This is a genomic window from Methanosarcina hadiensis (assembly GCF_046529725.1).
In the GTDB taxonomy this organism is placed as follows: domain Archaea; phylum Halobacteriota; class Methanosarcinia; order Methanosarcinales; family Methanosarcinaceae; genus Methanosarcina; species Methanosarcina hadiensis.
Window position 1 is genome coordinate 2,797,168 of record NZ_CP136241.1, and the last position, 22,819, is coordinate 2,819,986.

A 22,819-nucleotide genomic window follows, 5' to 3' on the forward strand; every position below is an offset into this window, starting at 1 on the left:
TTATATTAGTGGCTCCTCCTAGCGATACTGAATGTGCTGGAATGATTCCCATTCACTCCATGTTTCAATCCTTATTTGTGCATCTTGTTCACGAATTATATTTATAGTTTTTTATAATAAATGAGCTTATACAGTTTAGCCCTCTTTTAAAAACCTCTTTTAGAAATCCTGCTATAAACAGTCAGGGACCCCGGTTTCTTCAACGCTTAATTATTGAACTCCTGCCGACGTGTAAAGGTTAAAGAGTAGAAGTTGTGGAGAAACGCAACAGTATTCAGGGATTAATTATTTCCCTGGAATAGTTTTGTGCGTTCACCTGACCATCCGGATGATTATGAAAATTAAGAATGCCACTAACCCGCTCAGGTATATCCAGCGGATATAAATTCGCCGATTAACTATTCTCGAGTCTAACAGTTTACTCGTTGAATACAGAATGACTGCATTCATCAGTAAAATGGGAAACAGATAAATCAATTCTAGCCAGCCCAATAAAAACGGCAAGCTGCCCGCAGCAACTACCAGTAAGAAAATAGCCCCGCTTATCTTCAATGCTTTTTCGCGGCCGAAAACCAGGGCTAAAGAACGGGTCCCTGCTTTACGGTCTCCTTCAATATCCATTGCATCTGCTGCAATTTCTTCTCCTAAATTTATAAGAGATACTGTGATTGCGAAAAACCAGACAATTATTTCAAATGGCCTATCTACTGTTATGCCGCCAAAAATAAAAGTCATACCTACAGAAAAGCTGACCATCAGGTTTCCAATAAAACCAGCCTTTTTAAACCGCCAGTTGTAAAGAAAGCCCACTGCCCAGACCAGGACAACTGCTAACAAAGCCTCAAAACCGATCAGGTAGCCTGTGATAAACCCGAGAATTGTCACCGCAATGGAAAGTAAAATAACATCACTCCCGGTAACAAGGCCTGCAGGAAGCGGCATCTCAAGCGCATTTATTTTGTCGGTTTCGAGATCAAAATAGTCATTAAGGATCAGGGCTGCAGCCGAAATAAAAAAGAAGCTCAGAAACCCCAGTACAATCTCTGCTGTGGTTGGAAACGTGCCCAGTGCCAGTAATTCTCCAAGTATCACGCATACTCCTGCGGTTAACGGCAGTTCGAAACGGAATAAGCGAAAAAGCCCCAGCATTCTTTTTTTGAACATAACGGTATCAGACTCTGTAAGGAGTTCAGATCTTTTTTACTTACCTGCATTTACCACATTTTTCTATCAGTCCCAGTTACCATGGATATCTTGCCATTTTTGCTCTTGCTTTCCTCACAGCTTCTGCCAGCCTTTCCATGTTCATGAAACCGCGCTGACTGAGAATTGCACCGAGATATTCATTATTTTCATTGAACACAGGGTAATGTAATGGGTCAATTGTAAACCAGCTAACATTTACCTCTTCTGGATAGCCAGTCCTGTTTATGTTCATGGTTATTGTGCCATCAGCAGCGTTAAAGTAATATTCACGTTCAGGCTCACTGGATAGCATCTCTTCGAGTATTTCCTTTATTGCCTGGTTTCTTCTGCCATTCAATCCGGTTTCATGGATCATCCCTGTATCAACCCCATGTTTACTGATGTATATAAACTTAATTTTAATTATCTAATTTTTCAGAAAGGTAACAAACGTCTCAAGTTTTAATTCTTGTTTTAGTGGATCTTGCTCACGAATATCTAAATACTATATTCGCGAAAGTGACAAATGAGAAAAAATGCTATCTGTAGAATTGATTTTTAGACTATTAGCTGATCCCAAAACTCAAAATAGCTTCTCCAAATCCCGTAATCCGATTAATCAATCGAGTTTCAGATTATGGAAATAATTCTGAAGCTTTACTATTTTTTAGAATAAAACTGGTTTTGGGATAAGCTCTAAGGCAATAGTTTATTCTCTCAATTTTTTCTTGTGCAAGAAATAATTTCTTTTCCTATCGATATCTACTTATACCTTTTAGTACAGTTGTATAGTTGATCCATAGGTTCAGTCCCCAATGTATGAAGAATCGTACAAAGGAGGGATGTAACTCAGCTAAGTAGTAACTTGATTAAAGTAATTTAACTAAGTAATAACTTAAATGAGTAATAGCTTGATTAAAGTAATTTAACTGAGTAATAACTTAAATAAGTAGTAACTTGATTAAAATAATTTAACTGAGTAATGACTTAAATGAGTAATAACTTACTAAGTACAGTACTAAATTACATAAAATGGGACTAAGTCCTATGGATCACTAAAAGATTCCAAAAGCCTTTTTCTACAAGAATTTTTGATATCGAGGAACTAGACGGCATTTAGTGTTTGACAAAATGTTTGACAAATGTGTTTTGAACTTTATAGATTAATGATATTAGTGTCGTGTTATTAATGCATCATAATTGTGAATATTCTTTCTATTCCATCCTTTTTGTAGTGATGAAATTAACAATTTCGAAATCACAAATCTATTAATATAACTGAAGATATCAGAAAGTAGGCAATTCTGATTACAGTGCTGTGATGCTAGCGCTATTTTAAGGTAAAAATGGTAAGGAGACTGTTTTTAACAAAATGCAGAGGCTCTTTGCTGTTAGATAAATGAAGATCGCTCTGTGTAATATGCTATTTCACTTGCGTGAAGTTTGCCAGTGTAATTTTAATATATTTATGAGATAAATTTTCCAAGAGGCTTAGAATATTATTTGTAATAACCTCTAATGCATCAGGATTATGTAAACAATATGTCTTTTGCGCCCTAATAATTTGATTACTTAACAGAAAAAACTGGCTTATAATCAAAATCTGGTTTATAATTACTGGCTTATAATAATTACTGGCTTGTAATCAAATACTGGCTCAAATAGTCGATTTATTTCAAAGCTTTTTTTGATACGAGTAGTAATATGGAGATGGCCGCAAAATAAGCAAGAATTGTTTTTATACATGCTGTTAAGGATTTGATAAAATTAGTCGGTAGTGGCTGTGTATAAATAGTAAAAGTTTAAGATTACCAGTATCATCTATAGATATAACTCTTTTATATAAAACTAAAAATAGGTCAACACTCATTATGATATTAAGCTGAATTTGTTGCAAATAGTTTTCCACCCCATATTTTCATTTTTTATCTATTTGCAGCCAGTAAAACTTATAGAGAGGTAAAAAATGGCTCTGAAAAATGAAATTAGAAATAAGGCTCTTAGCGGCGGATTCCAGCTTTTTGGAGTTTCTAATATTGCTGAGGTAGAGAAAGTTGAATTTCCTCCAGGCAGAGGACTTTCCCGTCCATCTGAGATCATGCCTGAGGCTAAATCCCTTATAGTCATGGGTATGGTAATTTGGGACGAAGGTATGAATGCTGCTATAAGCACACCCGGAACAGGAGACTTCAGCGGAGGCGAAGCTGAGTATTATAATCTCTATTATGAAACTGTTGAGACAAGGGCATGGAGAATTGCCCAGTGGCTCTGGGAAGACAAAGAAATAAAGGCTATTCCCACACATTCCCTGCATGTAAAAGTAGCTGCTTATCTTGCAGGGCTTGGTTTTATAGGGCATAACACTCTGGTTATAACCCCAGAATACGGCCCGAGAGTACGCTGGGTTGCAATGCTCACTACAGCTGAACTCGAACCTGATGAGCCTTTCGCAAGAAACCTCTGTGCTGAACAACCACTTTGCCAGAAAGAATCTCTATGTGTTAATGCATGTCCTTACAATGCTATCATACCTGGGCCTTCCCAAGGAGTACCCGCAGGTGAAAAGGTAAATTATGATAAGTGCGTGGTCTCTCATGAACTTGAGAAAGATATAGATCCCAAATGGGAGAAAAAAATCAGGAGAATAACTGAAAGGGGTTTCATGGAGTGCACAATATGTAACCTTATTTGTCCCTACGGAAAAGTAGTAGACGAGAAGGTGATCCCTGCAAAAAGAGGTCTCATTAAAGAGTGAAAAGCCCAGAATCAATAGTAATGGGCTATATAAACGTGTTTACTTTCTTCTTTCATTTTTCTTTTTTATTTTTACCTGTTTCATTAAATACTTATTATTTGTTTCATTAAATACTTATTATTTAATTGAATATTTGATTCAATGATTTGGATACGCACGGAAAAAGTATTAAAAAACACATAGCAGAATTAACAGGATTGCCAGTTTTACATAGAATTACATAGATTTTAATAAAAGTTCCCAGCGCTCTTCTATTACACCACTTTTCCATGTATTACTTTCGACCTGTTCTACAGGAATAAATCCAAAGCTGCCGTATAAGTGATATGCAACCTCCAACCCCTGCATTGTCCACAGGAACACTCGACTGAACTTTTTTTGCTTGCAGTAGTCGAGTGCTGTGGTCATCAGCTGCCTGCCTAAACCCGCTCCGCGAAATTCCGGCTCTATTAAAAACCACCTGAGCTGCGCAGTATTTCTGTCTGTGCCGACAACTCCTATTGTGCCTATAATCTGGCCATTGCACTCTGCGGCCCAGATTTCCCCGTCAGACCTGCGCTCGAGATATTTAACCAGGCTATCCAGCACATACTGCTCAAAAGTCCCGCAAAGCCCGTATTCCTTCTCATAAAGAATGCAATGCCTGTAAGCTATATATGCAGCATCACCAGGCTTTTGTGTGCGTACCGTAATGTCTCCACCCTTCAAACTATCCATAATATCTCTTATTACAAATATGATTAATGAGATTTTGCCTGGTTTCTTTCTTTGTAATTTGGGGATAACAACAATTAGAAAAATCGATAGCAATTGTATCTTGGTGTTTTTTGTGGATCTTGCTCACGAACAAAAGGAAGATTTGAAGTATTTCTCTGGCAGCAAGTTACCCAATCGTTGATCATTCCCGGTCACAATTATCGATCAAGAGGGCAATCTTCCAGGAATCGTCCTCCTGGCGCTTCACAATAAAAACCGACCTGCCTTCGCCTTTAATTTGATCTCCTCCAGCTTTTGGCGTAGCCGTCAAAGTATAACTACTCCAGAAATACCCAAGATTACCGGACGTCTCCACCTTCACTGCCCTGCCATTCCCCTTGACTGCAAATTCTGCAAAAAGTAAACTGTAAAGTGAACGAATGGCATCCTTCCCTATCACCTCTGGCTGCCCCTGAGGAATCAATACGGGATCATCTGTGTATAATGAGAGCAGTGCTTCCGTGTCGCTGCGGTCCCAGCCAGTGTTCCATTCCTGTGCAAGATTCTTAATCGCGGCTATATCTTTACTCTGTCCATTCATATCGGTTACCGTACCAGCCGATTATATCATATAATTATGAGACAGTTAATAATTCCACTCTAGAGACGTTAAACCTTCTGGCAATTTCTCCATGTTTGAGCACCTGGCTTACTAACTTCACTACCTTCAACTTTCATAAAGTTTGGATTTAATGTAATGCTAAGTTTCAATCCTTGTTTTAATGGATCTCGCTCGCGAATATTCCTAACCTGAAGCCTCCCTATGCCTGCGAACATGTCAGGTTTCATCTTACTTTACCTCATTGAAGCTTACCCGGGGGCCGTGGTCTTCCTGTTCTTGTGATTGATGACGAGTCGTTCTATGTGCGCACAGCTACAAAGGTTCTTACTTTTCGCTGAGTGGTAGTTCACACTTAAAAACTGATTGATCATTTATAAATAATATAGCCGCTATAGTAGTTATCATGCCTGAAACCACTACAATCCAGATAACAACAGAAACCAGAGACGAATTGAGATCCATTGGAAGGATGGGAGACGATTACAATAAAGTAATCCGGCAGCTTATCGAAGAACATAAAGAACATCTATACCGATTGAACATAGACCGAATAGCGGAAGAAGCTAAAAAACACTTTGAAGAACACCGCGACGAATACGTGAGTATAGATGACCTTTGATGTTTTTATCAAGTCAAAGGTTTTAGATGACCTGCCCGCAGAAAGAAAAAAGCAAATTGTAGAAGCTTTAAAAGAGCTACAAGATGTATTTCAAGGTGGTAATAAGTGCAGAATCGAAGGCTACAGGGAAGACATTTACCGCTTTCGAATCGGAAATTACAGAGCTTTCTATACAGTTGATTTTGAAAAGAAGCAAATTATTGTTTTTGATATCCTGACGTCTGAACAGGCTCATAAGAAATATAGCCGGCTTGACTAATCATTATCTTCCTTTTCTGTTTTTTCTCGAAAACACAGATCTGCACCGGTCTGAGCATGTTTCCCTTTTCTCGTTATCGGTGAAGAAAGGCTGATTGCAGTTTTTACAGATTTTTTCTATTTGTGCTTTCTCTTCTTTTTATGCTGCCTGCTGTTCTTCTCCTGTGGGGGTTTACTTTCTTCCTGGAATTTCTTATTTTCTTCCTGGTTAATTCCTGTTTCTTCCGGTTTTTCCTGGTTGCTTCCTTCGGGCTTCCTATGGCCTTCTGATTGATTAGCGTTTGTATTTGGGGGAAATAGTTATTGTGCATTTGTTTAAGGTCATCTTCTCTCTGGCCTGCTTTCATAAGGTTATTTTCGAGGCGTTCTATACTCTTATCCTTCTCCTTGATTATTTCCTGAAGGCCTTGTTTCAATTCTTGTTTTAATGGATCTTGTTCTCGAATCTGTTTCTCAAATTAATAGTTTGCTTCTCAATTAGCGCGTTGGTCTCGTAAGACCAAATGAACAAAAACTTCAAAAGTTTTTTGAAGTCATATTATTTTCTAATGGATTTTACGACTATTTTCAGGTAGCTTCAGACGGCGGAGACCAAGGTAATATTTCGCCAAATAATATTAATGAATATGAAATCCCTCTCCAGTCTCTCACCATCCTAAAAAAATTGTGGAGGATATCGAAGCCGGGCGGATGCTCGTCGAGTACGCCAAAATGCTGATTGAAATTTACGGGCAAAAAACTCAAAAAAACATCGCCAAACCTTGGGCAGAATAATTAAAATGCTATGAACATCCAACCATAACAATATGCTAATCTATAAAATCATCTTTTTTGTCACAGCAGTTTCGCAGATTTTCAGCATTTTTTTCTCGTCTTTTAGCGGAGGCAGTAATTTCAATGAACTGCTCATCACCCCAGCCGGGTATACTTTTGCCATTTGGGGAGTGATAACCATGTTTTCAAGCATCTACGCGCTGCTGCATCTCTTTGGCACATGGACATTTTCAAGGCCGGTGTATCTCTGGCTCTCGTCGGTATACGTCTGTTTTACCCTCTGGCTCATGGCGGCTGAGCGGGAAATGCTGCTGTTGACGGTGCTCATTTTCCTCTTTATGTACTTCGCTTTGCTCAAGGCGTTTCCCCGACTATTGGAACAGGGTTTTGCGAATATCCAGGAGAAGCTATTCCTGCAGGGCGGAGTCGGGATGTATCTGGGGTGGTCAAGCGTTGCGGTGCTCGCTAATATCGGCGTGTATGCTTTTTCCTTTGGCATCCAGAGTAGCTCCAAGCTCGGAATCTATCTTCAAATGCTCCTCGTGCTTCTCGCGGCGCTCTCTGCGGGCTACGCACTCTATCAAAGCAAGCGCAACGCCGTGGTGTTCGCCACCCACTGGTGGGCCTTTGTCGGGATTCTCGTGGGACTTTTTTCGAGGGAGCAGACCGAACTCCTGATCGCCTGGACGCTCGTCTGCGTTGTCGGATTGAACGTGTTTTATTTCAAAAAGCGGTTGAGATCTATAAAAAATTAACAATTGAATAAACCAAAAATAAAAACTATTATTATCGCCATTATTTCCTTTTTTGTAGTTGCCCTGGTAGGTTTGTGGCTCTTCGCTATTTTGTGTGGGTTGAAAATAATTGCCTGGTTAAAATGTGTTCAGATCAAATTGAGAACATCAAGCTCGAATGTGATTTTCAACAATTGTTCCTATATTTTGTGCATGCTACTTCTACACCAGGAAAATTTAAGTTAACCATTCGAAAGATTGAAGAGCCGTTTTGGAGCAACTATCAGATTCAGGTCATGTTTCAATCTTTGTTTTAATGGATCTTGCTCGCGAATCGCTTTCGCCTTCGCGTGGGTCAATCCTGAATCCTGTTTCAATCCTTGTTTTAATGGATCTTGCTCGCGAATTGTCTTTGTGAATAAATCTAAAGCAGCCAAATATGGTTTCAATCCTTGTTTTAATGGATCTTGCTCGCGAATTGTATGGCTCGAGCTTGGAGATGATTAAATGTGTGTTTCAATCCTTGTTTTAATGGATCTTGCTCGCGAATTCGGAAACATCTATTTTTGTCATCAATATTTATAAGTTTCAATCCTTGTTTTAATGGATCTTGCTCGCGAATCGTTCTCCCTACGCTCACTTGTATTATATAGTTCAGTTTCAATCCTTGTTTTAATGGATCTTGCTCGCGAATTTTGAGATAGTGAAATGTCTTAAGCTCTCGTTTTTGTTGTTTCAATCCTTGTTTTAATGGATCTTGCTCGCGAATACCCTAAGGATAGGCGTTTACCCCTGCCTATCCTTGTTTCAATCCTTGTTTTAATGGATCTTGCTCGCGAATCAGCCGGCATAGAAATTCTTTTAGAAAGTGGAGTTTGTTTCAATCCTTGTTTTAATGGATCTTGCTCGCGAATCCGAGCCGCCAGAGGCGTACCAATTTGTTTTTTGTGTTTCAATCCTTGTTTTAATGGATCTTGCTCGCGAATTTAGAGACTGTAATTTCAATCGCGGGGGAATTTATTGTTTCAATCCTTGTTTTAATGGATCTTGCTCGCGAATAAATGAGAACGGTAAACCCGCCGCTCAATATGCCGGAGTTTCAATCCTTGTTTTAATGGATCTTGCTCGCGAATAGTATCGCTTCGGCGATTATTTTTTCCAATGGATTGTTTCAATCCTTGTTTTAATGGATCTTGCTCGCGAATCAATAATGGTCTATTCGCTTGCGGGGGTACGTGGTGTTTCAATCCTTGTTTTAATGGATCTTGCTCGCGAATTCCCAGTATAGTTTCATCGGTCTTGATTCCGTTTTGTTTCAATCCTTGTTTTAATGGATCTTGCTCGCGAATATGAGAACGGTAAACCCGCCGCTCAATATGCCGGAGTTTCAATCCTTGTTTTAATGGATCTTGCTCGCGAATGGGATCTGTATTATCTCTAATTTCGGGCAACGTTCGTTTCAATCCTTGTTTTAATGGATCTTGCTCGCGAATTTTGTTTTTTGTAACAGTGTCTATAATCGATCTCTGTTTCAATCCTTGTTTTAATGGATCTTGCTCGCGAATAAGATCCTGAATTACGTAATTGAACTGAAACAGTGTTTCAATCCTTGTTTTAATGGATCTTGCTCGCGAATTCGTCTAATTTCATGAACTGAGCCAATGCCAGAATGTTTCAATCCTTGTTTTAATGGATCTTGCTCGCGAATTAGTCCGGTGTCGGTGAATTCCTTGTTTAGAATATGTTTCAATCCTTGTTTTAATGGATCTTGCTCGCGAATTCTGAAAGGGAAAAGCGTAAACGGTATCAGGATATGTTTCAATCCTTGTTTTAATGGATCTTGCTCGCGAATTCCAGTATCTTCAAGCGTTGTCTGTTTCATATTTTTGTTTCAATCCTTGTTTTAATGGATCTTGCTCGCGAATTGTTGAAACCCGGGACACTCGTTTGCAGCGTGGCAGGTTTCAATCCTTGTTTTAATGGATCTTGCTCGCGAATAATCCCCCTGAACCTCCATTTGTGATGTACTTCACTGTTTCAATCCTTGTTTTAATGGATCTTGCTCGCGAATTACTGTGGAAGTCATTTCTTCCCTGAGCTCGCCATGTTTCAATCCTTGTTTTAATGGATCTTGCTCGCGAATTCGTAATCATCGGTTGGTACTTTTTCGTCACTCATGTTTCAATCCTTGTTTTAATGGATCTTGCTCGCGAATCTTATTTAAATAGTTATCTGAGTCTGTAAAATTTTGTTTCAATCCTTGTTTTAATGGATCTTGCTCGCGAATTTAAAATAGATCTTAAGAAGAATCCGAATGCATTTTGTTTCAATCCTTGTTTTAATGGATCTTGCTCGCGAATTCTAAAAGGTAAAAGTCTAAACGGTATCCGAATATGTTTCAATCCTTGTTTTAATGGATCTTGCTCGCGAATGCAGTCGCCCTCCTGCAAAGTTATTCGCTGCATCTGGTTTCAATCCTTGTTTTAATGGATCTTGCTCGCGAATCAAACTCTTCAGCGAGGACGTTGACTGAATGACTGTTTCAATCCTTGTTTTAATGGATCTTGCTCGCGAATATGAGATTCGGGATTTTCTGGCATGTTAATGACCTTGTTTCAATCCTTGTTTTAATGGATCTTGCTCGCGAATTCTTGTAAAAAGTATTTAAAAAGAATTTATCTGTATGTTTCAATCCTTGTTTTAATGGATCTTGCTCGCGAATAGTCTTGAATACTGTACCATTTGTATATTTTATGTGTTTCAATCCTTGTTTTAATGGATCTTGCTCGCGAATGGCCTGAAGGTGAGATGTATATTTTTTTCGTTCGGGTTTCAATCCTTGTTTTAATGGATCTTGCTCGCGAATTTTTGATAAGTTATGTGCTTCTCTGCATATCCCCAACGGTTTCAATCCTTGTTTTAATGGATCTTGCTCGCGAATTTCAAGTTCTTGAACTAAAATGTTAACGGTTTCAACGTTTCAATCCTTGTTTTAATGGATCTTGCTCGCGAATCTTACTGGAAAACAATTAGGCAATACTGAATCATTTTGTTTCAATCCTTGTTTTAATGGATCTTGCTCGCGAATTATAAAAAGGTGATTTCCTGACAAAAACTTCCTATGTTTCAATCCTTGTTTTAATGGATCTTGCTCGCGAATATGATAATTCCATTGAAATAGAGAGTACGAGATTATGTTTCAATCCTTGTTTTAATGGATCTTGCTCGCGAATAAAGAATATAGTAAGGCGTGGGGTGAACTTGATGAGTTTCAATCCTTGTTTTAATGGATCTTGCTCGCGAATAAAGAATATAGTAAGGCGTGGGGTGAACTTGATGAGTTTCAATCCTTGTTTTAATGGATCTTGCTCGCGAATACTCCTATTATAGATGCGGTATTGGCTACAGCCTTTTGTTTCAATCCTTGTTTTAATGGATCTTGCTCGCGAATAGTATATCATGGCAACTGGTTTAAATTTGTTCTCGGAGTTTCAATCCTTGTTTTAATGGATCTTGCTCGCGAATATACACAAGATCCGATCTCGTCTGAATATCGCTTAGTTTCAATCCTTGTTTTAATGGATCTTGCTCGCGAATTATGTGTTGTGTTCCGGGGGCTAAGATTCTTTTTTGTTTCAATCCTTGTTTTAATGGATCTTGCTCGCGAATAATAATCAGGATTGTAAGTAAGAGAATGATTCCATAGTTTCAATCCTTGTTTTAATGGATCTTGCTCGCGAATATATATAAGATACGTGTCATTTAATTATTGAGGTATGAGTTTCAATCCTTGTTTTAATGGATCTTGCTCGCGAATTTATCCACAGAAGCCGCGCAAACTTCGGACTGATTAGTGTTTCAATCCTTGTTTTAATGGATCTTGCTCGCGAATTACCGTCTTTCATTCCGTTACCAGTTGAATTTTTGTTTCAATCCTTGTTTTAATGGATCTTGCTCGCGAATACGAAACATTAACAGATCTCAAGACAGGTGAACGTGTTTCAATCCTTGTTTTAATGGATCTTGCTCGCGAATTTAGTCCTAAACTGCGTTCAAGTGGGCAGATATGGGTTTCAATCCTTGTTTTAATGGATCTTGCTCGCGAATAATGGGATACATTCTTATCTATAATAGAAAGTTGAGTTTCAATCCTTGTTTTAATGGATCTTGCTCGCGAATCACTTAGACAATGAGAAATTAGTATCTGTTTTTTAGTTTCAATCCTTGTTTTAATGGATCTTGCTCGCGAATTAACATTTTATTTTAATGGGGATATGGCTTTATGTGTTTCAATCCTTGTTTTAATGGATCTTGCTCGCGAATCTCCTACAAAATTATGATAGCCGTTACCGACCATGTTTCAATCCTTGTTTTAATGGATCTTGCTCGCGAATTATCCCAACCGGCTCTGAATTCAATTGTTCTAAATATGTTTCAATCCTTGTTTTAATGGATCTTGCTCGCGAATATGCTACCGACGGAATGCCAGTCGTTACAGCCCTTGGTTTCAATCCTTGTTTTAATGGATCTTGCTCGCGAATCTCGAAAAATCATCCTTCCAGAACGTCCTATCCTCATGTTTCAATCCTTGTTTTAATGGATCTTGCTCGCGAATCCGCTTGCGATTCATCGAGATAACCTAAAACGAAATGGAGTGAGAGTTTCAATCCTTGTTTTAATGGATCTTGCTCGCGAATCTATGATATTTTCCTTGGCAGTCCTGAAAGAGTGTTTCAATCCTTGTTTTAATGGATCTTGCTCGCGAATCTGTTACTGTCTCCATATAGCGCCTCTTATTTTTTGTTTCAATCCTTGTTTTAATGGATCTTGCTCGCGAATCTATTCCAGCATGGATTAGAGATGAATTGAATTTAGTTTCAATCCTTGTTTTAATGGATCTTGCTCGCGAATAATGAGCCTTCAGCCGGTTTCCGAGGAGTAGATGTAAGTTTCAATCCTTGTTTTAATGGATCTTGCTCGCGAATTGAAAAGATAGTGGCTCCTGAAAATTACAAGCGACGTTTCAATCCTTGTTTTAATGGATCTTGCTCGCGAATAAAAGAATTCTCAGTCTGGAAGGTGGGACTATGAACGTTTCAATCCTTGTTTTAATGGATCTTGCTCGCGAATTTTTTGTTCATTGTCTTTCCTCACAGATTCACTTGTTTCAATCCTTGTTTTAATGGATCTTGCTCGCGAATTGGTTGTCATGAATATACACGTTTTCTCCATTATGGTTTCAATCCTTGTTTTAATGGATCTTGCTCGCGAATTCATAGGCTACCTGATCTATGAAAGGATTATCATCGTTTCAATCCTTGTTTTAATGGATCTTGCTCGCGAATTATAACAAGGCTTTCGCTGTTCTGTGGCTGTTCTAGTTTCAATCCTTGTTTTAATGGATCTTGATCGCGAATAAATATAAGCCCGCTCACCAACTGCAATATTATCGTTTCAATCCTTGTTTTAATGGATCTTGCTCGCGAATCTAAAGTTCTTTACCCTCTGAAGTTTTTTACCCAGTTTCAATCCTTGTTTTAATGGATCTTGCTCGCGAATTACCTGCTTTATTCCGGACTCCTAAGTGATCAACACGTTTCAATCCTTGTTTTAATGGATCTTGCTCGCGAATACATCAAGGAGATTTTTCATATGACATATACTCAAAGTTTCAATCCTTGTTTTAATGGATCTTGCTCGCGAATACGCTTTCGCATTTGTTCGTCAGAATCCCGAAGCATGTTTCAATCCTTGTTTTAATGGATCTTGCTCGCGAATGATACAAAAAAGCAGCATGAGTTTTTCTGATCTTGGTTTCAATCCTTGTTTTAATGGATCTTGCTCGCGAATTTGAGAATACATTTTCTGAACGTCCAGTTTCATATGTTTCAATCCTTGTTTTAATGGATCTTGCTCGCGAATCTACTAACATGGCAATGATATACTTGAATGGTGTATGTTTCAATCCTTGTTTTAATGGATCTTGCTCGCGAATACGTGACGATATCGGCGGGAGCAACCTCCACAGCTTGTTTCAATCCTTGTTTTAATGGATCTTGCTCGCGAATTATAAAATCTTTCGTTACATATTTTCCTTGTTCATGTTTCAATCCTTGTTTTAATGGATCTTGCTCGCGAATAGGGCAAAAATTTCCGCTATTTGGCCAGAAAAGGCCTGAAATGAGCCCTTTTTTGGGGCTAAAATTCTTACTGGAAAATTATCAAACCCTTTATAAATACAAGAAAAACTTCTCATACGCAGATATTTCGGTAACAGCAATCTACGCATTTTCTAGAAGATCTGGATGTCTTAGGATATAAGCCTTTTTGAACGATATCGAGTATTTCCTCGATTATTTTCTCGGCTTTTTTAAAATCAGAGAGGCTGATCTCAATTTCTTTGACCAGGCTATTACTTCGAGTATAACAAATATATGCACGGTTTACTTCAATATTGTAATTTTCCCTAATTAAAAGTGCTTGCAAAACCATTTGAAACTTGTAAGTTTTAAAAAGCTTATCTTTGTATTCGGCAAATTTGTATTCAAGAGGAGCAGCGGTTCCGTCTTCCAGAAATAAAACCTCGTCCACAATCCCTTTTATATGGTGTTTTTTGGAGGCAATAAATATTTCGCTTTCTTTTCTAACACAGTTTAGTTTCTTCCTGACGTAATCTCTATTGGTAAGTTTTCTTGTTTCATGCACTTCACGACCCTTTAGAACCTTAAAGCGTTTCTCCTGATGCTGTGGGATATCAAGACAGTACATATAATAAATGAAGCGAGAACAAAATAAGTATTCAAGCACATCTGAAATTGTGATTATTGTTTCAGTATCTGTTTCAGCAACGATTTCATAATTCATTTCACTGCTGACTTCAGAGCTTAATTCAATTCCCTCTTCTCTTTCAATGACCTCAAAGTTTGCCATGATTCCTCAGAAAAGTTCTCAAAAGAATTTTGTTAACACTTCGTCACTGACAAGTTCCTTATCAAAAGCCTGGCCGATCAGTTTGACCTGTTTAAATGACTGCTCATCCATAGGGAACACATACACAGAATCTTTCTCGGTATCAATCAATTCTTCACATTCAAGTGCAAGAGAATCCCTATCATTTGAATTAAGGTCTCCCAGAAAAACGCTCTTCTGGACCCTGTAAAGCCCATAGCTCTTACAGCAATCGCTGACTTTCTGGCGAATCCTGTTTTCCGTAATGTCATAAATTACCCAGACGAGCAAATTCAATCCCCCTATTTTTATTTCCCGATCAGGCTGTTTGCTATCCTGTGACAGTCGAACTGGATTGTATTCCCAATTTTTATGTTCCTGCCTTTGTAGCTTATTTCTTTATCAAAAGTTTCATTGACAGCCTGGATAAGGACGGCTTTTCCTTCTTTATTAAGAGTCATTCCATTTGGAATCATATCAAAAAAACTCTCTGAAATCTGCTTTTTTGAAAAAAGGTTGAAAACTGTCCTATCAATATAAATGCGATACATCTCAATAAGATCGAAAACAAGAGATTTTTTGTTATAGTCATCTGTATGATTGAAACCTACATAAGGGTCAAGCCCTGCTATAACACACGCTTTTTCGACTTTTGAGTACAGAACACCGTATCCATAGTTTAAAAGGCAGTTAAACTCATCTTTTGCAGGGTTCCGGCTTCTTCCGTTGAACCTCCATTTATCAGACAGAAGAGAGCTCAAAGCCTCAAAATAATGTCTGGAAGCCATTCCTTCAAGACCCATGATTTTTCCACGCAGCTCATCAAGAGTACCTTCAAGTTCTTCAAGCTGGGTCTTCAAGTTTTCAACTCCAGAGATATAATCATCGAGTTCATCCTTCTGGTCAGGTCTGTTCTTTTTAAGGTCTTTCAGAAATTGGATCTGGTTTTCAATCTTCTGCTCAACCCAGCTTTTTGCCAGCCGAAATCCTTCAGGCTTGTCTGAAATTTCAAGCTGCCTTCTTCTGATGTATGTTGTGCTTCCCAATTTCGAGTGCCATACCCTGCCGTAAGGGTCCCCAAAGTTGTCCAGAAAAATTATATCAATATTACTTTCTACAGCAAATTTGATTGCATCGGTGGTAATGGTTGCAGAAGTAGTAATCAAGATGCTGTCAACTTTCTTTTCAGAGACTTCGAAAACCTTGTCATCATTTTTGACAAGAAAACAGTTGTTCTGCTTCTTCAAAAATGAGCCTCGTGTGTTGATTACAAGCTGCATCTTTTCACCGTTCCAAAACCGCGAGATCTGGGTTTTTCAAAAATTATGGAAAGTATATTGAGTCAAATGTCTAAATAAATTAACAGAAGAGTGTATCATATCCTTTTCCTAATTTATTTTTGATGTTTTCTTCAAATGTTCCTCCTATTTCAGAGTTATAATTCATTTTCATTACCTTCCATTTATCATTGCTCTTATCACTTTTTGCATGTAGATACGCCCATAAAGGCATTTTCAAAAGATGTTCCATTATCACAAATTGGTTTTTGTTATTTATTTTAGTCCAACAGTCCTCAGGAACAACTTCGACAGTTTTATACGTTACAAAACGCGTATGAAGGTCCGTTTCAGGCAGATCTTGGATTGCTCCTATGTCATACATAACTTCTTCTAGAACCTGCCTCGTGTTTAGATATCTTAGATCATCGTCAAATTTTCTTCCTTTATATATGTTTTCAATCATGTGATTTAGATCTTTTTCAGTGAGCTCTGGATTTAAAGATACTTGATCTTGCAAAATATTGAGCGCTTTTTTTGTAATCTCAGGAGGATAAAAGTTCTCAGAGGCTTCATCTTGCTGAAACACGTAAATTTCTCCTTTTTCTTTACTTCTTTCACGATTAACTCTTCCAGCTCTTTGTATTATAGCCTCTAAAGGAGCACCATCTGTAAGGAGAACATCATAATCTAAATCCACACCACATTCAACAACCTGAGTTGCAACAAGTATATGTGGCCAAGACTGCTCTTTTTTGTCTTTGGACTTATCCTTTTCCAGTTTCTTTTCTTTTTCTCTTCTATCGTGGGAGATAAAACGAGAATGGAAGCACATTATGTTTTTATTTTCAAAGTAGTCCTTTGCTTTTAGCATTTCATAAATCTGTTGAGCTGTTTTTACCGTATTACATACAATTAAAACTCTTTTATTATTTTCAACAAAATTTTCAATATTTTTCATTAATAATTCTGTTTGTTTTTCATTTTCGGGCAGCAGTTTTGAAATAGTGTTCACATGGAAAATATTTCTTGATTCATCTAAAAGAGTTGTATCTTGTACCCGTATATTTTTTTCTGTACCAAGAAGCTTTGAAATAAAATAGATCAAATTTTCAGGCATAGTAGCACTCATAAAAAGCATTTTTGAGTAGTACCGAAGTTCTCGAGTAATTCTTTCCAAAAGTGCTAGCATGTGTCCATCGTAGGCATGAACTTCATCAAAGATTATTGCCCCACCAAAAATTTCTCCCATCAACACAGACCATCGCTTACTTCCATTAAATGCCAACGCAAGTAATTGGTCTACTGTTGTGACCATAATAGGTCTAAACATCATGCGGTTAAGAAGATGAGAATATTTTTCCTTATCTGTAGGGGTTAATTCATTTTTATCAAATTGTTCAGATTCGTAATTATCGGTTCGGTTTAGTATTTGGTACAAGAGTGCGCTACTGTGAAGCAAGCCAACATTTTCTTCTCCAAAATATTTGACCATTCTTTCATATATACTATTAGTCAAAACCTGATTTGGAAGTACGTACAAAATTTTCCCATTTAAACTCTTATTTTTTAAAGCCCAAGCAATTGCTCCCTCTGTTTTTCCGGAACCGGTCGGAGCAATTGCTATTCCGTGACCTGAGATATCAGCTAATTCTCTCTGGAAGTCTTTTACTTTGAATATCACATCTGGCTGCTTTTTAACTTCAGTTTTAACTCTCTCCCAAAAATCATCTGTTGACAAGTTAATAGTATTATGAATTTCATTTTCAGGAGAAGTTATCCAGTATGAACCTTCCCAATCAGAGGCGACTAACAAGCTTTTTAATAAAGAGAATGTTTCTCTAATTTGCCCAATAATTGATGTATCTCCTTCTTCGGATAATATATCCTGAACTACAAGTGGCAAAGTATCGATCCTATCTTTTACATTTCCTATTATGCTCATTCCATTTTCGAATATATCTTGCCACTCCACTTCAGGTAACTCAATGCCTTCTTTTTCAAATATGGATTTGGCCACTTCCATAACATAATTCCATTCGTTAATTCCATAACCGACTCTTTTCATCTCATTTGGATCATCGTATAATCTATCAAATTCTCTCCTAAAGACATCGGGATTTACCGGTTTATGGTGTCCAACTACGGCAAAAAATTCATATGAAAAATTGTTTTCGGTTCCCAATTTCCCAACTGACTCGTCACAAAGAGAGGAAAAATAAGATGTAGCTATGGAGCTTATAATTTCATGCCGATATGGTTCAGCTTGATAGTCGGAGTTTGGTAAACTTATTTCATTATTGCACGTATCACAAAAGACATTAAAATTATTTTTTTTATAATTTAATTCAGCCATTGTTTTCTGGAAAGTCAATGAGGTTTTTCCAGCATCATGGAAGGCTACTGTTAATAGAGAAGCGATTTTGAATCTTTCAGAAGAATACCCATATCTTTCACACAGTAACTCGATAACTTCCTTCCTTTTATCATATGATTTTTTCCAGGATTTGTATACAGCTTCAACGTGACATGTGTAACATTGGTTCGGCTTTCCAAAATAAACCATGCTCAAATCTCCAATAAGGGAATATTTAAAAATCCACTACTGAAAAAACTAATTTTATCGTTACTTTCATTTTCAATGGCTACTTGAAAACCCTGGACATAATTTTTTATTTTTACTTCACGATTTCCTATAAAAGTAAAATCTCTATAATTGTCTGCTGTTCGTTCATAAGAAAATCCATCTTTGAATTTGAAATTCACAGGTAATCGATAAAGCAAAGTACAAGGCCCTAGATCCGTTGGGTCTTCGACATCAAATAAGGTATTTTCAACATATATTGTAGGCGTTCCAGAAATTACAGTGTTACACAAAACCTTCAATTCTTCGGGTTCCTGTTCAATAGCATCATGGACAACTACATTGGCTAGATCCTCAGGTCTGCCGAGAGAGATTGGATAAACAGGGGTTTTAAAATATTTTTCACAGAACCGAATGATTTTTTCCTCGCCGTAAAAAATGATGTGGTATCTAGGCTTAAAGAGAATCTCCCTTTCTACCACATCTCTTTCAGAATTTTTAGTTGTTAACACTCGCCAGGTGTCATTGTACCGACTTTTGCTGGCTCCCGCTACACCTACTTTTAAGTTAAAATGCTTAAATAATTCCTGAGAGGTTTGCATATCCTTTCCGATCGCAGCTCCAAATATACCAACTATTGTAGTATATGAAGGAAGAGGAAGTGAGCGATGGTATTTATACATATGAGGCACTCGAAAACTAGCCGTTAACCCGCTCAATTCTATATGCAATAAATACATATTTACTCCTTAACAGGATCCATATTTTCATTTTTATTGCTAGGATTTTGCTCCTGATCTGTCCCAAAATGCAACTTGAGCCAACCATCAATAGTATCAAATGCTTCTTTCATGGACAAAATATTTATATCATCATATTTTTCTATAGGTTCTTCTATCAAGTCTTTTCTATACCCTACAACTAGATTTTGGATACCATCAGAAAAAGTTTCTTTTACACTTTCAATTGCTTCAACATTGATTTGATTTCTATCACTTTGTGACTCATCTAAAAGATTAGATTCTAAAAAGGGAGTTTTTGCACCTTTAACGTAAGCAGCAACCATAAGTTTTGGGGTGAGATCAATGAGCCAGTTACTATTACGTCCAGAAGGAGCAAGAAAACGAATAGCATCAACGAGAGCTTTGGCTCTATTATATTTTTCCTCATTATTTAACTCATTGTATTCGTATTTCCATAAGTTACATTTTTCACCTTTTCCATTTATTTCAACAAAATCATACTTTTCATTTACTTCGGGTAAATCTTTAATGTTTTTAATTTCTGCAACTTTTATTTTATCCTTAAGGAATCCGTCTCCTTTACCGATCCGGTCAAGTTCAACATAGAGACTAATTCTATACCATCCTCTGTGAACTTCGGTCTCATATGGCATTGGATTACCTCCCGCTCTCAAGCCGACCATATTAGAACCAAAATCAATATTATCCTCAAATTCACTCAAGGATAACAAAGGCGTCATTGAAACTACAGATTTGCGAATTCCATTTAGCTTATCTATATCAGTATTTCCTGTTTTCTTACTGCCAGCATTCATATATCCAAACAAGTCATCGTCGATATATTTCACAGGATCTCCTACAGTTCTTGCAGGTGCGGAATCTATTATTGGAGAAACAGTATGTCCTAAACCCTTTAGAGTATCTTTTAAGGATCTTTTCATAGCTTGAGCAGAAGCATAAGGATAATCAAGATATCCTTCTCTTATTTTTTTTATAACATTCAGGTTCTCAATTTCACTTCTGCCTCCACTAGGTGAAGCTATGCTTAGGTGTACAAGATAGGTTATTGCTAACCCCTTTGAGATTCTCGTTTCATCATTATTCATTTCATCAGTTGCCATTAGTTACAACCTCCCCGTCACTTTCACCTGCTTGATTTATTGCATCCTTTTTTGTACCACTAATCAAGCCATTTAACATGCCTGCAAGGAAGTAAACTCTGTAAACTTCAAAAACTTTGATATCTTCGGTACCATCTTCTTTATGAAAGATCATTTCCTTAGGAATCTCTTTAGATACTTTTTTGTAAGCGTGTCTCACCTGCTCTAGAAAACCAACCGGAGATGGAGACCTTTCTATGCGATAGTAATATCTTTTGAGAAGATTTTCTTTTTCATCATCATCCCATTCTTTTTTCGCCCAAAAATCTTGACTCAAAAACCAGCCTGAATTCTTTGCTTGTTCAACTATATTTGCCATAGTTACGTTCTCCTTTAGAAATAACCACTGATCATATTTCTGGAACAACATTAAAATCTGAAAAGCACTGTAAGAATCTGCATTACCTGTTTTCAAATTTGAAGAGAGAAGTGGTAGTAAAAACCTGTGAACGTGTTTCCCTTCCGTAATTGCATGGGAAGCCTTTAAAACTGAAGTTTTTTGAAGATAGTTTGATTTTGAGTCTGCCTTCCCAATAAATGAACGCACTCCACTTAATAAGTCTCCGCCTTTTGTTAACTCAAACTCTTTTTTAAGATGTGCAAACAATTTTATAAAATAAGCAGATTTATCGATCGTTGTCTCGCTTATAATGAAACTTTTTTTTCCAGAGTCCCTCTTTAAAAATAGTGCTGTTTGGAACACAGTACCATAATCATCTATTAAACCAATATTTTTAGACGACTGAAAAAGCCCGCCTACATTTTTTGGCAACAGTTTTTCGTAAAGATCAAAGTAAAAAGATAAAGAAAAAGACGAGATTCCCTTAGGAACAGAAGGGAAAAAGCTTTCGTAATTCATATTCTTATGATCTGTTCCTAAAACACGCGCTAAACCTCTTTTACCAGAGAGATTACGGTATAGTTTATACGTTGCTTGAAGATTTCCTGGGATATAAGGTAATGCATAATAGGTATCCCCTTTGCCCCCACTAACATTACTTTTATAAAACAATAATAATGGAGCGAAAAATGTAACATATCCACATTTCCAACATTTTTCTGAAACTTTATGTGATGAATGAAAACATTTATTAGAACTTTCTCCTTCTACAAAAGGAGAAGACTTTGAGGTATCCCCTATAAATACATCATTGGCATTTTTACCCAAGAAAAGTCCTGTGTCAATCAACTGACCACAAAAGATACAGTTTGAAGTAGGTATTTTTTTTGGTTTGAGAGGTAAAAAAATATTCTTTTTACCTATTTCTTCATTAATTTCCTCCCTAAAATATGTATTGCCGGAGGCCTGTTTTCCTTTTCCAGATGCAACTACTTCACCAGCAAGCGTGCTCTGTTTTTTGACTCTTCCATCTTCTACTGGGTTTGCTATTTGATCTTCAGACGATACATCGTAAAGTGTAGTTCTTACTTTTTCGAGGGCATGTGAAAGAGCCAGATCGATCTGCTTTTCACTTCCTTTAATTACAAGTTTATCTGGGTAAAGAGTTGCCTCTATTCCAGAATATTTTTTTATAGTTTGTGACCAACCACCAGTTGAATCGGGAAGCGAAACAGGCTTATTTAAAGAATCATAAAAACCGACAATTCCCACGTCAATCCAATAGTTGCAGGTTCTTTCAAATACTAACTCCATATCATCCATATTGGATCACTGTTCCATAACCTCTAGACACAAACTTTCCAATTCCGATATAATCAGGAATTTCAGTATTGCATTCAAACATTACATCAAAAGGAACAAAACTGAGATCATCTTTTATTTTGATTGGAATCCCCTCCCGCATCAGAATAAGATTTATTTCTAGTTTATGTGAGACAGTTACTCCACACCACTTTGCAGCGGTAAGTATATGATTTATAAGTCCTTTTTCAATAGCTGCTCTTTTTTCTATCTCGGAAAAGGACAAATACTCCTTTTGATTTTTTTGATTGAGTGCAATATAAGGAGATACGTTCCTATAATATTTTGATTCCGATTTTTGAAAACTCGACTGTTTTTTTGTTTTTGAAAACAATTCAAGTTCTACCACAAGTTGGTTCTTGCCTAGTGGCATATTGATTATTTGCGGCCATTGAAAAGATTGAGCAAAATCAGCACCTTCATCCAAAGCTAAAATGAAAACTTCATTATTTATTACCTTAAATTGAAAAGCAGCCCCTTTACTTCTGTAAATTGATTTCCCGTTGGGATAATGATTGTGAAATAATGGGTGTTGATATGTATCTACAAAGTATTGTCTTACTGAGCCAGAATGAATTTTAAAATTATTGGTTAAGTTTCGTGGCTTATAATGTATTAGGCATAAGTTTTCATTCATGAGTTTACACCCTATTCATTGAAACCAAATTATTATATCGTATATGATAAACATATAAGTGAATTATGCTTTCATTCTCATGTATATTAATTTAGTTAATTAATTGTAATTTTTGAAGTAATAAT

Annotated in this window: 18 protein-coding genes and 1 CRISPR repeat array; of the genes, 4 read left to right on the forward strand and 14 right to left on the reverse strand. The window is 37.1% G+C overall.

From position 1 onward, the window contains the following. Positions 1–312: 312 nt before the first annotated feature. Positions 313–1,164, reverse strand: a complete 852-nt coding sequence (locus RSJ42_RS11890; RefSeq protein WP_410507499.1) for a UbiA family prenyltransferase — start codon at positions 1,162–1,164, stop codon at positions 313–315. A gap of 76 nt (positions 1,165–1,240) precedes the next feature. After that, complete coding sequence (locus tag RSJ42_RS11895) at positions 1,241–1,561, reverse strand: hypothetical protein (RefSeq protein WP_410507500.1); 321 nt, start codon at positions 1,559–1,561, stop codon at positions 1,241–1,243. A 1,590-nt stretch (positions 1,562–3,151) separates the two neighbouring features. Between RSJ42_RS11895 and RSJ42_RS11900 the strand changes: the two genes are divergently transcribed. Then, positions 3,152–3,940 carry an epoxyqueuosine reductase gene (locus RSJ42_RS11900; RefSeq protein WP_410507501.1) on the forward strand — a complete coding sequence of 263 codons (789 nt, stop codon included), beginning with the start codon at positions 3,152–3,154 and terminating at the stop codon, positions 3,938–3,940. 216 nt (positions 3,941–4,156) lie between these two features. Here RSJ42_RS11900 and RSJ42_RS11905 read toward each other — a convergent pair whose 3' ends face one another. From RSJ42_RS11905 to RSJ42_RS11915, 3 genes are all read right to left on the reverse strand, one after another. Further along, positions 4,157–4,657, reverse strand: coding sequence for a GNAT family N-acetyltransferase (locus RSJ42_RS11905; protein WP_410507502.1), 501 nt, complete (start codon positions 4,655–4,657; stop codon positions 4,157–4,159). Positions 4,658–4,838: 181 nt separating this feature from the next. Next, positions 4,839–5,237, reverse strand: a complete 399-nt coding sequence (locus tag RSJ42_RS11910; protein ID WP_410507503.1) for a YybH family protein — start codon at positions 5,235–5,237, stop codon at positions 4,839–4,841. Positions 5,238–5,305: 68 nt separating this feature from the next. Then, positions 5,306–5,485, reverse strand: coding sequence for a hypothetical protein (locus RSJ42_RS11915; RefSeq protein WP_410507504.1), 180 nt, complete (start codon positions 5,483–5,485; stop codon positions 5,306–5,308). A gap of 176 nt (positions 5,486–5,661) precedes the next feature. Here RSJ42_RS11915 and RSJ42_RS11920 point away from each other — a divergent pair, with 176 nt between their 5' ends. Next, the gene (locus RSJ42_RS11920) at positions 5,662–5,877 is read left to right on the forward strand and encodes a hypothetical protein (RefSeq protein WP_410507505.1); all 216 of its coding nucleotides are present in this window, start codon (positions 5,662–5,664) and stop codon (positions 5,875–5,877) included. Beyond that, entirely contained in the window at positions 5,867–6,136 is a 270-nt protein-coding gene (locus RSJ42_RS11925; protein ID WP_410507506.1) for a type II toxin-antitoxin system RelE family toxin, read from the forward strand. The genes RSJ42_RS11920 and RSJ42_RS11925 overlap by 11 nt, the downstream gene beginning before the upstream one ends. A 103-nt stretch (positions 6,137–6,239) precedes the next feature. Here RSJ42_RS11925 and RSJ42_RS11930 read toward each other — a convergent pair whose 3' ends face one another. Beyond that, positions 6,240–6,551: a hypothetical protein gene (locus RSJ42_RS11930; protein ID WP_410507507.1), complete on the reverse strand. Its 312-nt coding sequence runs from the start codon at positions 6,549–6,551 to the stop codon at positions 6,240–6,242. A gap of 537 nt (positions 6,552–7,088) precedes the next feature. On the opposite strand from RSJ42_RS11930, the gene RSJ42_RS11935 reads away from it, so the two are divergent. Then, positions 7,089–7,664 (forward strand): hypothetical protein, encoded by a 576-nt coding sequence (locus RSJ42_RS11935; protein ID WP_410507508.1) that lies wholly within the window; start codon positions 7,089–7,091, stop codon positions 7,662–7,664. 277 nt (positions 7,665–7,941) lie between these two features. Next, positions 7,942–13,783: a CRISPR direct-repeat array (repeat unit 37 nt; unit sequence GTTTCAATCCTTGTTTTAATGGATCTTGCTCGCGAAT). Between the two features lie 112 nt (positions 13,784–13,895). On the opposite strand, the gene cas4 is transcribed toward RSJ42_RS11935, so the two are convergent. The 8 genes from cas4 to RSJ42_RS11975 form a co-directional block, all read right to left on the reverse strand. Beyond that, positions 13,896–14,573, reverse strand: a complete 678-nt coding sequence (cas4, locus tag RSJ42_RS11940) for a CRISPR-associated protein Cas4 (RefSeq protein WP_410507509.1) — start codon at positions 14,571–14,573, stop codon at positions 13,896–13,898. A gap of 18 nt (positions 14,574–14,591) precedes the next feature. Further along, entirely contained in the window at positions 14,592–14,882 is a 291-nt protein-coding gene (cas2, locus tag RSJ42_RS11945; protein ID WP_410507510.1) for a CRISPR-associated endonuclease Cas2, read from the reverse strand. Between the two features lie 17 nt (positions 14,883–14,899). Beyond that, positions 14,900–15,871, reverse strand: a complete 972-nt coding sequence (gene cas1 / locus RSJ42_RS11950) for a CRISPR-associated endonuclease Cas1 (protein WP_410507511.1) — start codon at positions 15,869–15,871, stop codon at positions 14,900–14,902. Positions 15,872–15,950: 79 nt separating this feature from the next. After that, positions 15,951–18,434, reverse strand: coding sequence for a CRISPR-associated helicase Cas3' (gene cas3, locus RSJ42_RS11955; RefSeq protein WP_410507512.1), 2,484 nt, complete (start codon positions 18,432–18,434; stop codon positions 15,951–15,953). A 2-nt stretch (positions 18,435–18,436) separates the two neighbouring features. Continuing rightward, a complete protein-coding gene (gene cas5 / locus RSJ42_RS11960) occupies positions 18,437–19,183 on the reverse strand; it encodes a CRISPR-associated protein Cas5 (RefSeq protein WP_410507513.1) in 747 nt (248 codons plus the stop codon). 11 nt (positions 19,184–19,194) lie between these two features. Beyond that, entirely contained in the window at positions 19,195–20,316 is a 1,122-nt protein-coding gene (gene cas7i / locus RSJ42_RS11965; RefSeq protein ID WP_048047737.1) for a type I-B CRISPR-associated protein Cas7/Cst2/DevR, read from the reverse strand. Beyond that, complete coding sequence (locus RSJ42_RS11970; protein ID WP_410507514.1) at positions 20,306–22,018, reverse strand: hypothetical protein; 1,713 nt, start codon at positions 22,016–22,018, stop codon at positions 20,306–20,308. The genes cas7i and RSJ42_RS11970 overlap by 11 nt, the downstream gene beginning before the upstream one ends. Then, positions 22,011–22,694: a CRISPR-associated endonuclease Cas6 gene (locus RSJ42_RS11975; RefSeq protein WP_410507515.1), complete on the reverse strand. Its 684-nt coding sequence runs from the start codon at positions 22,692–22,694 to the stop codon at positions 22,011–22,013. Before RSJ42_RS11975 ends, RSJ42_RS11970 begins: the two co-directional genes overlap by 8 nt. Positions 22,695–22,819: the final 125 nt, after the last annotated feature.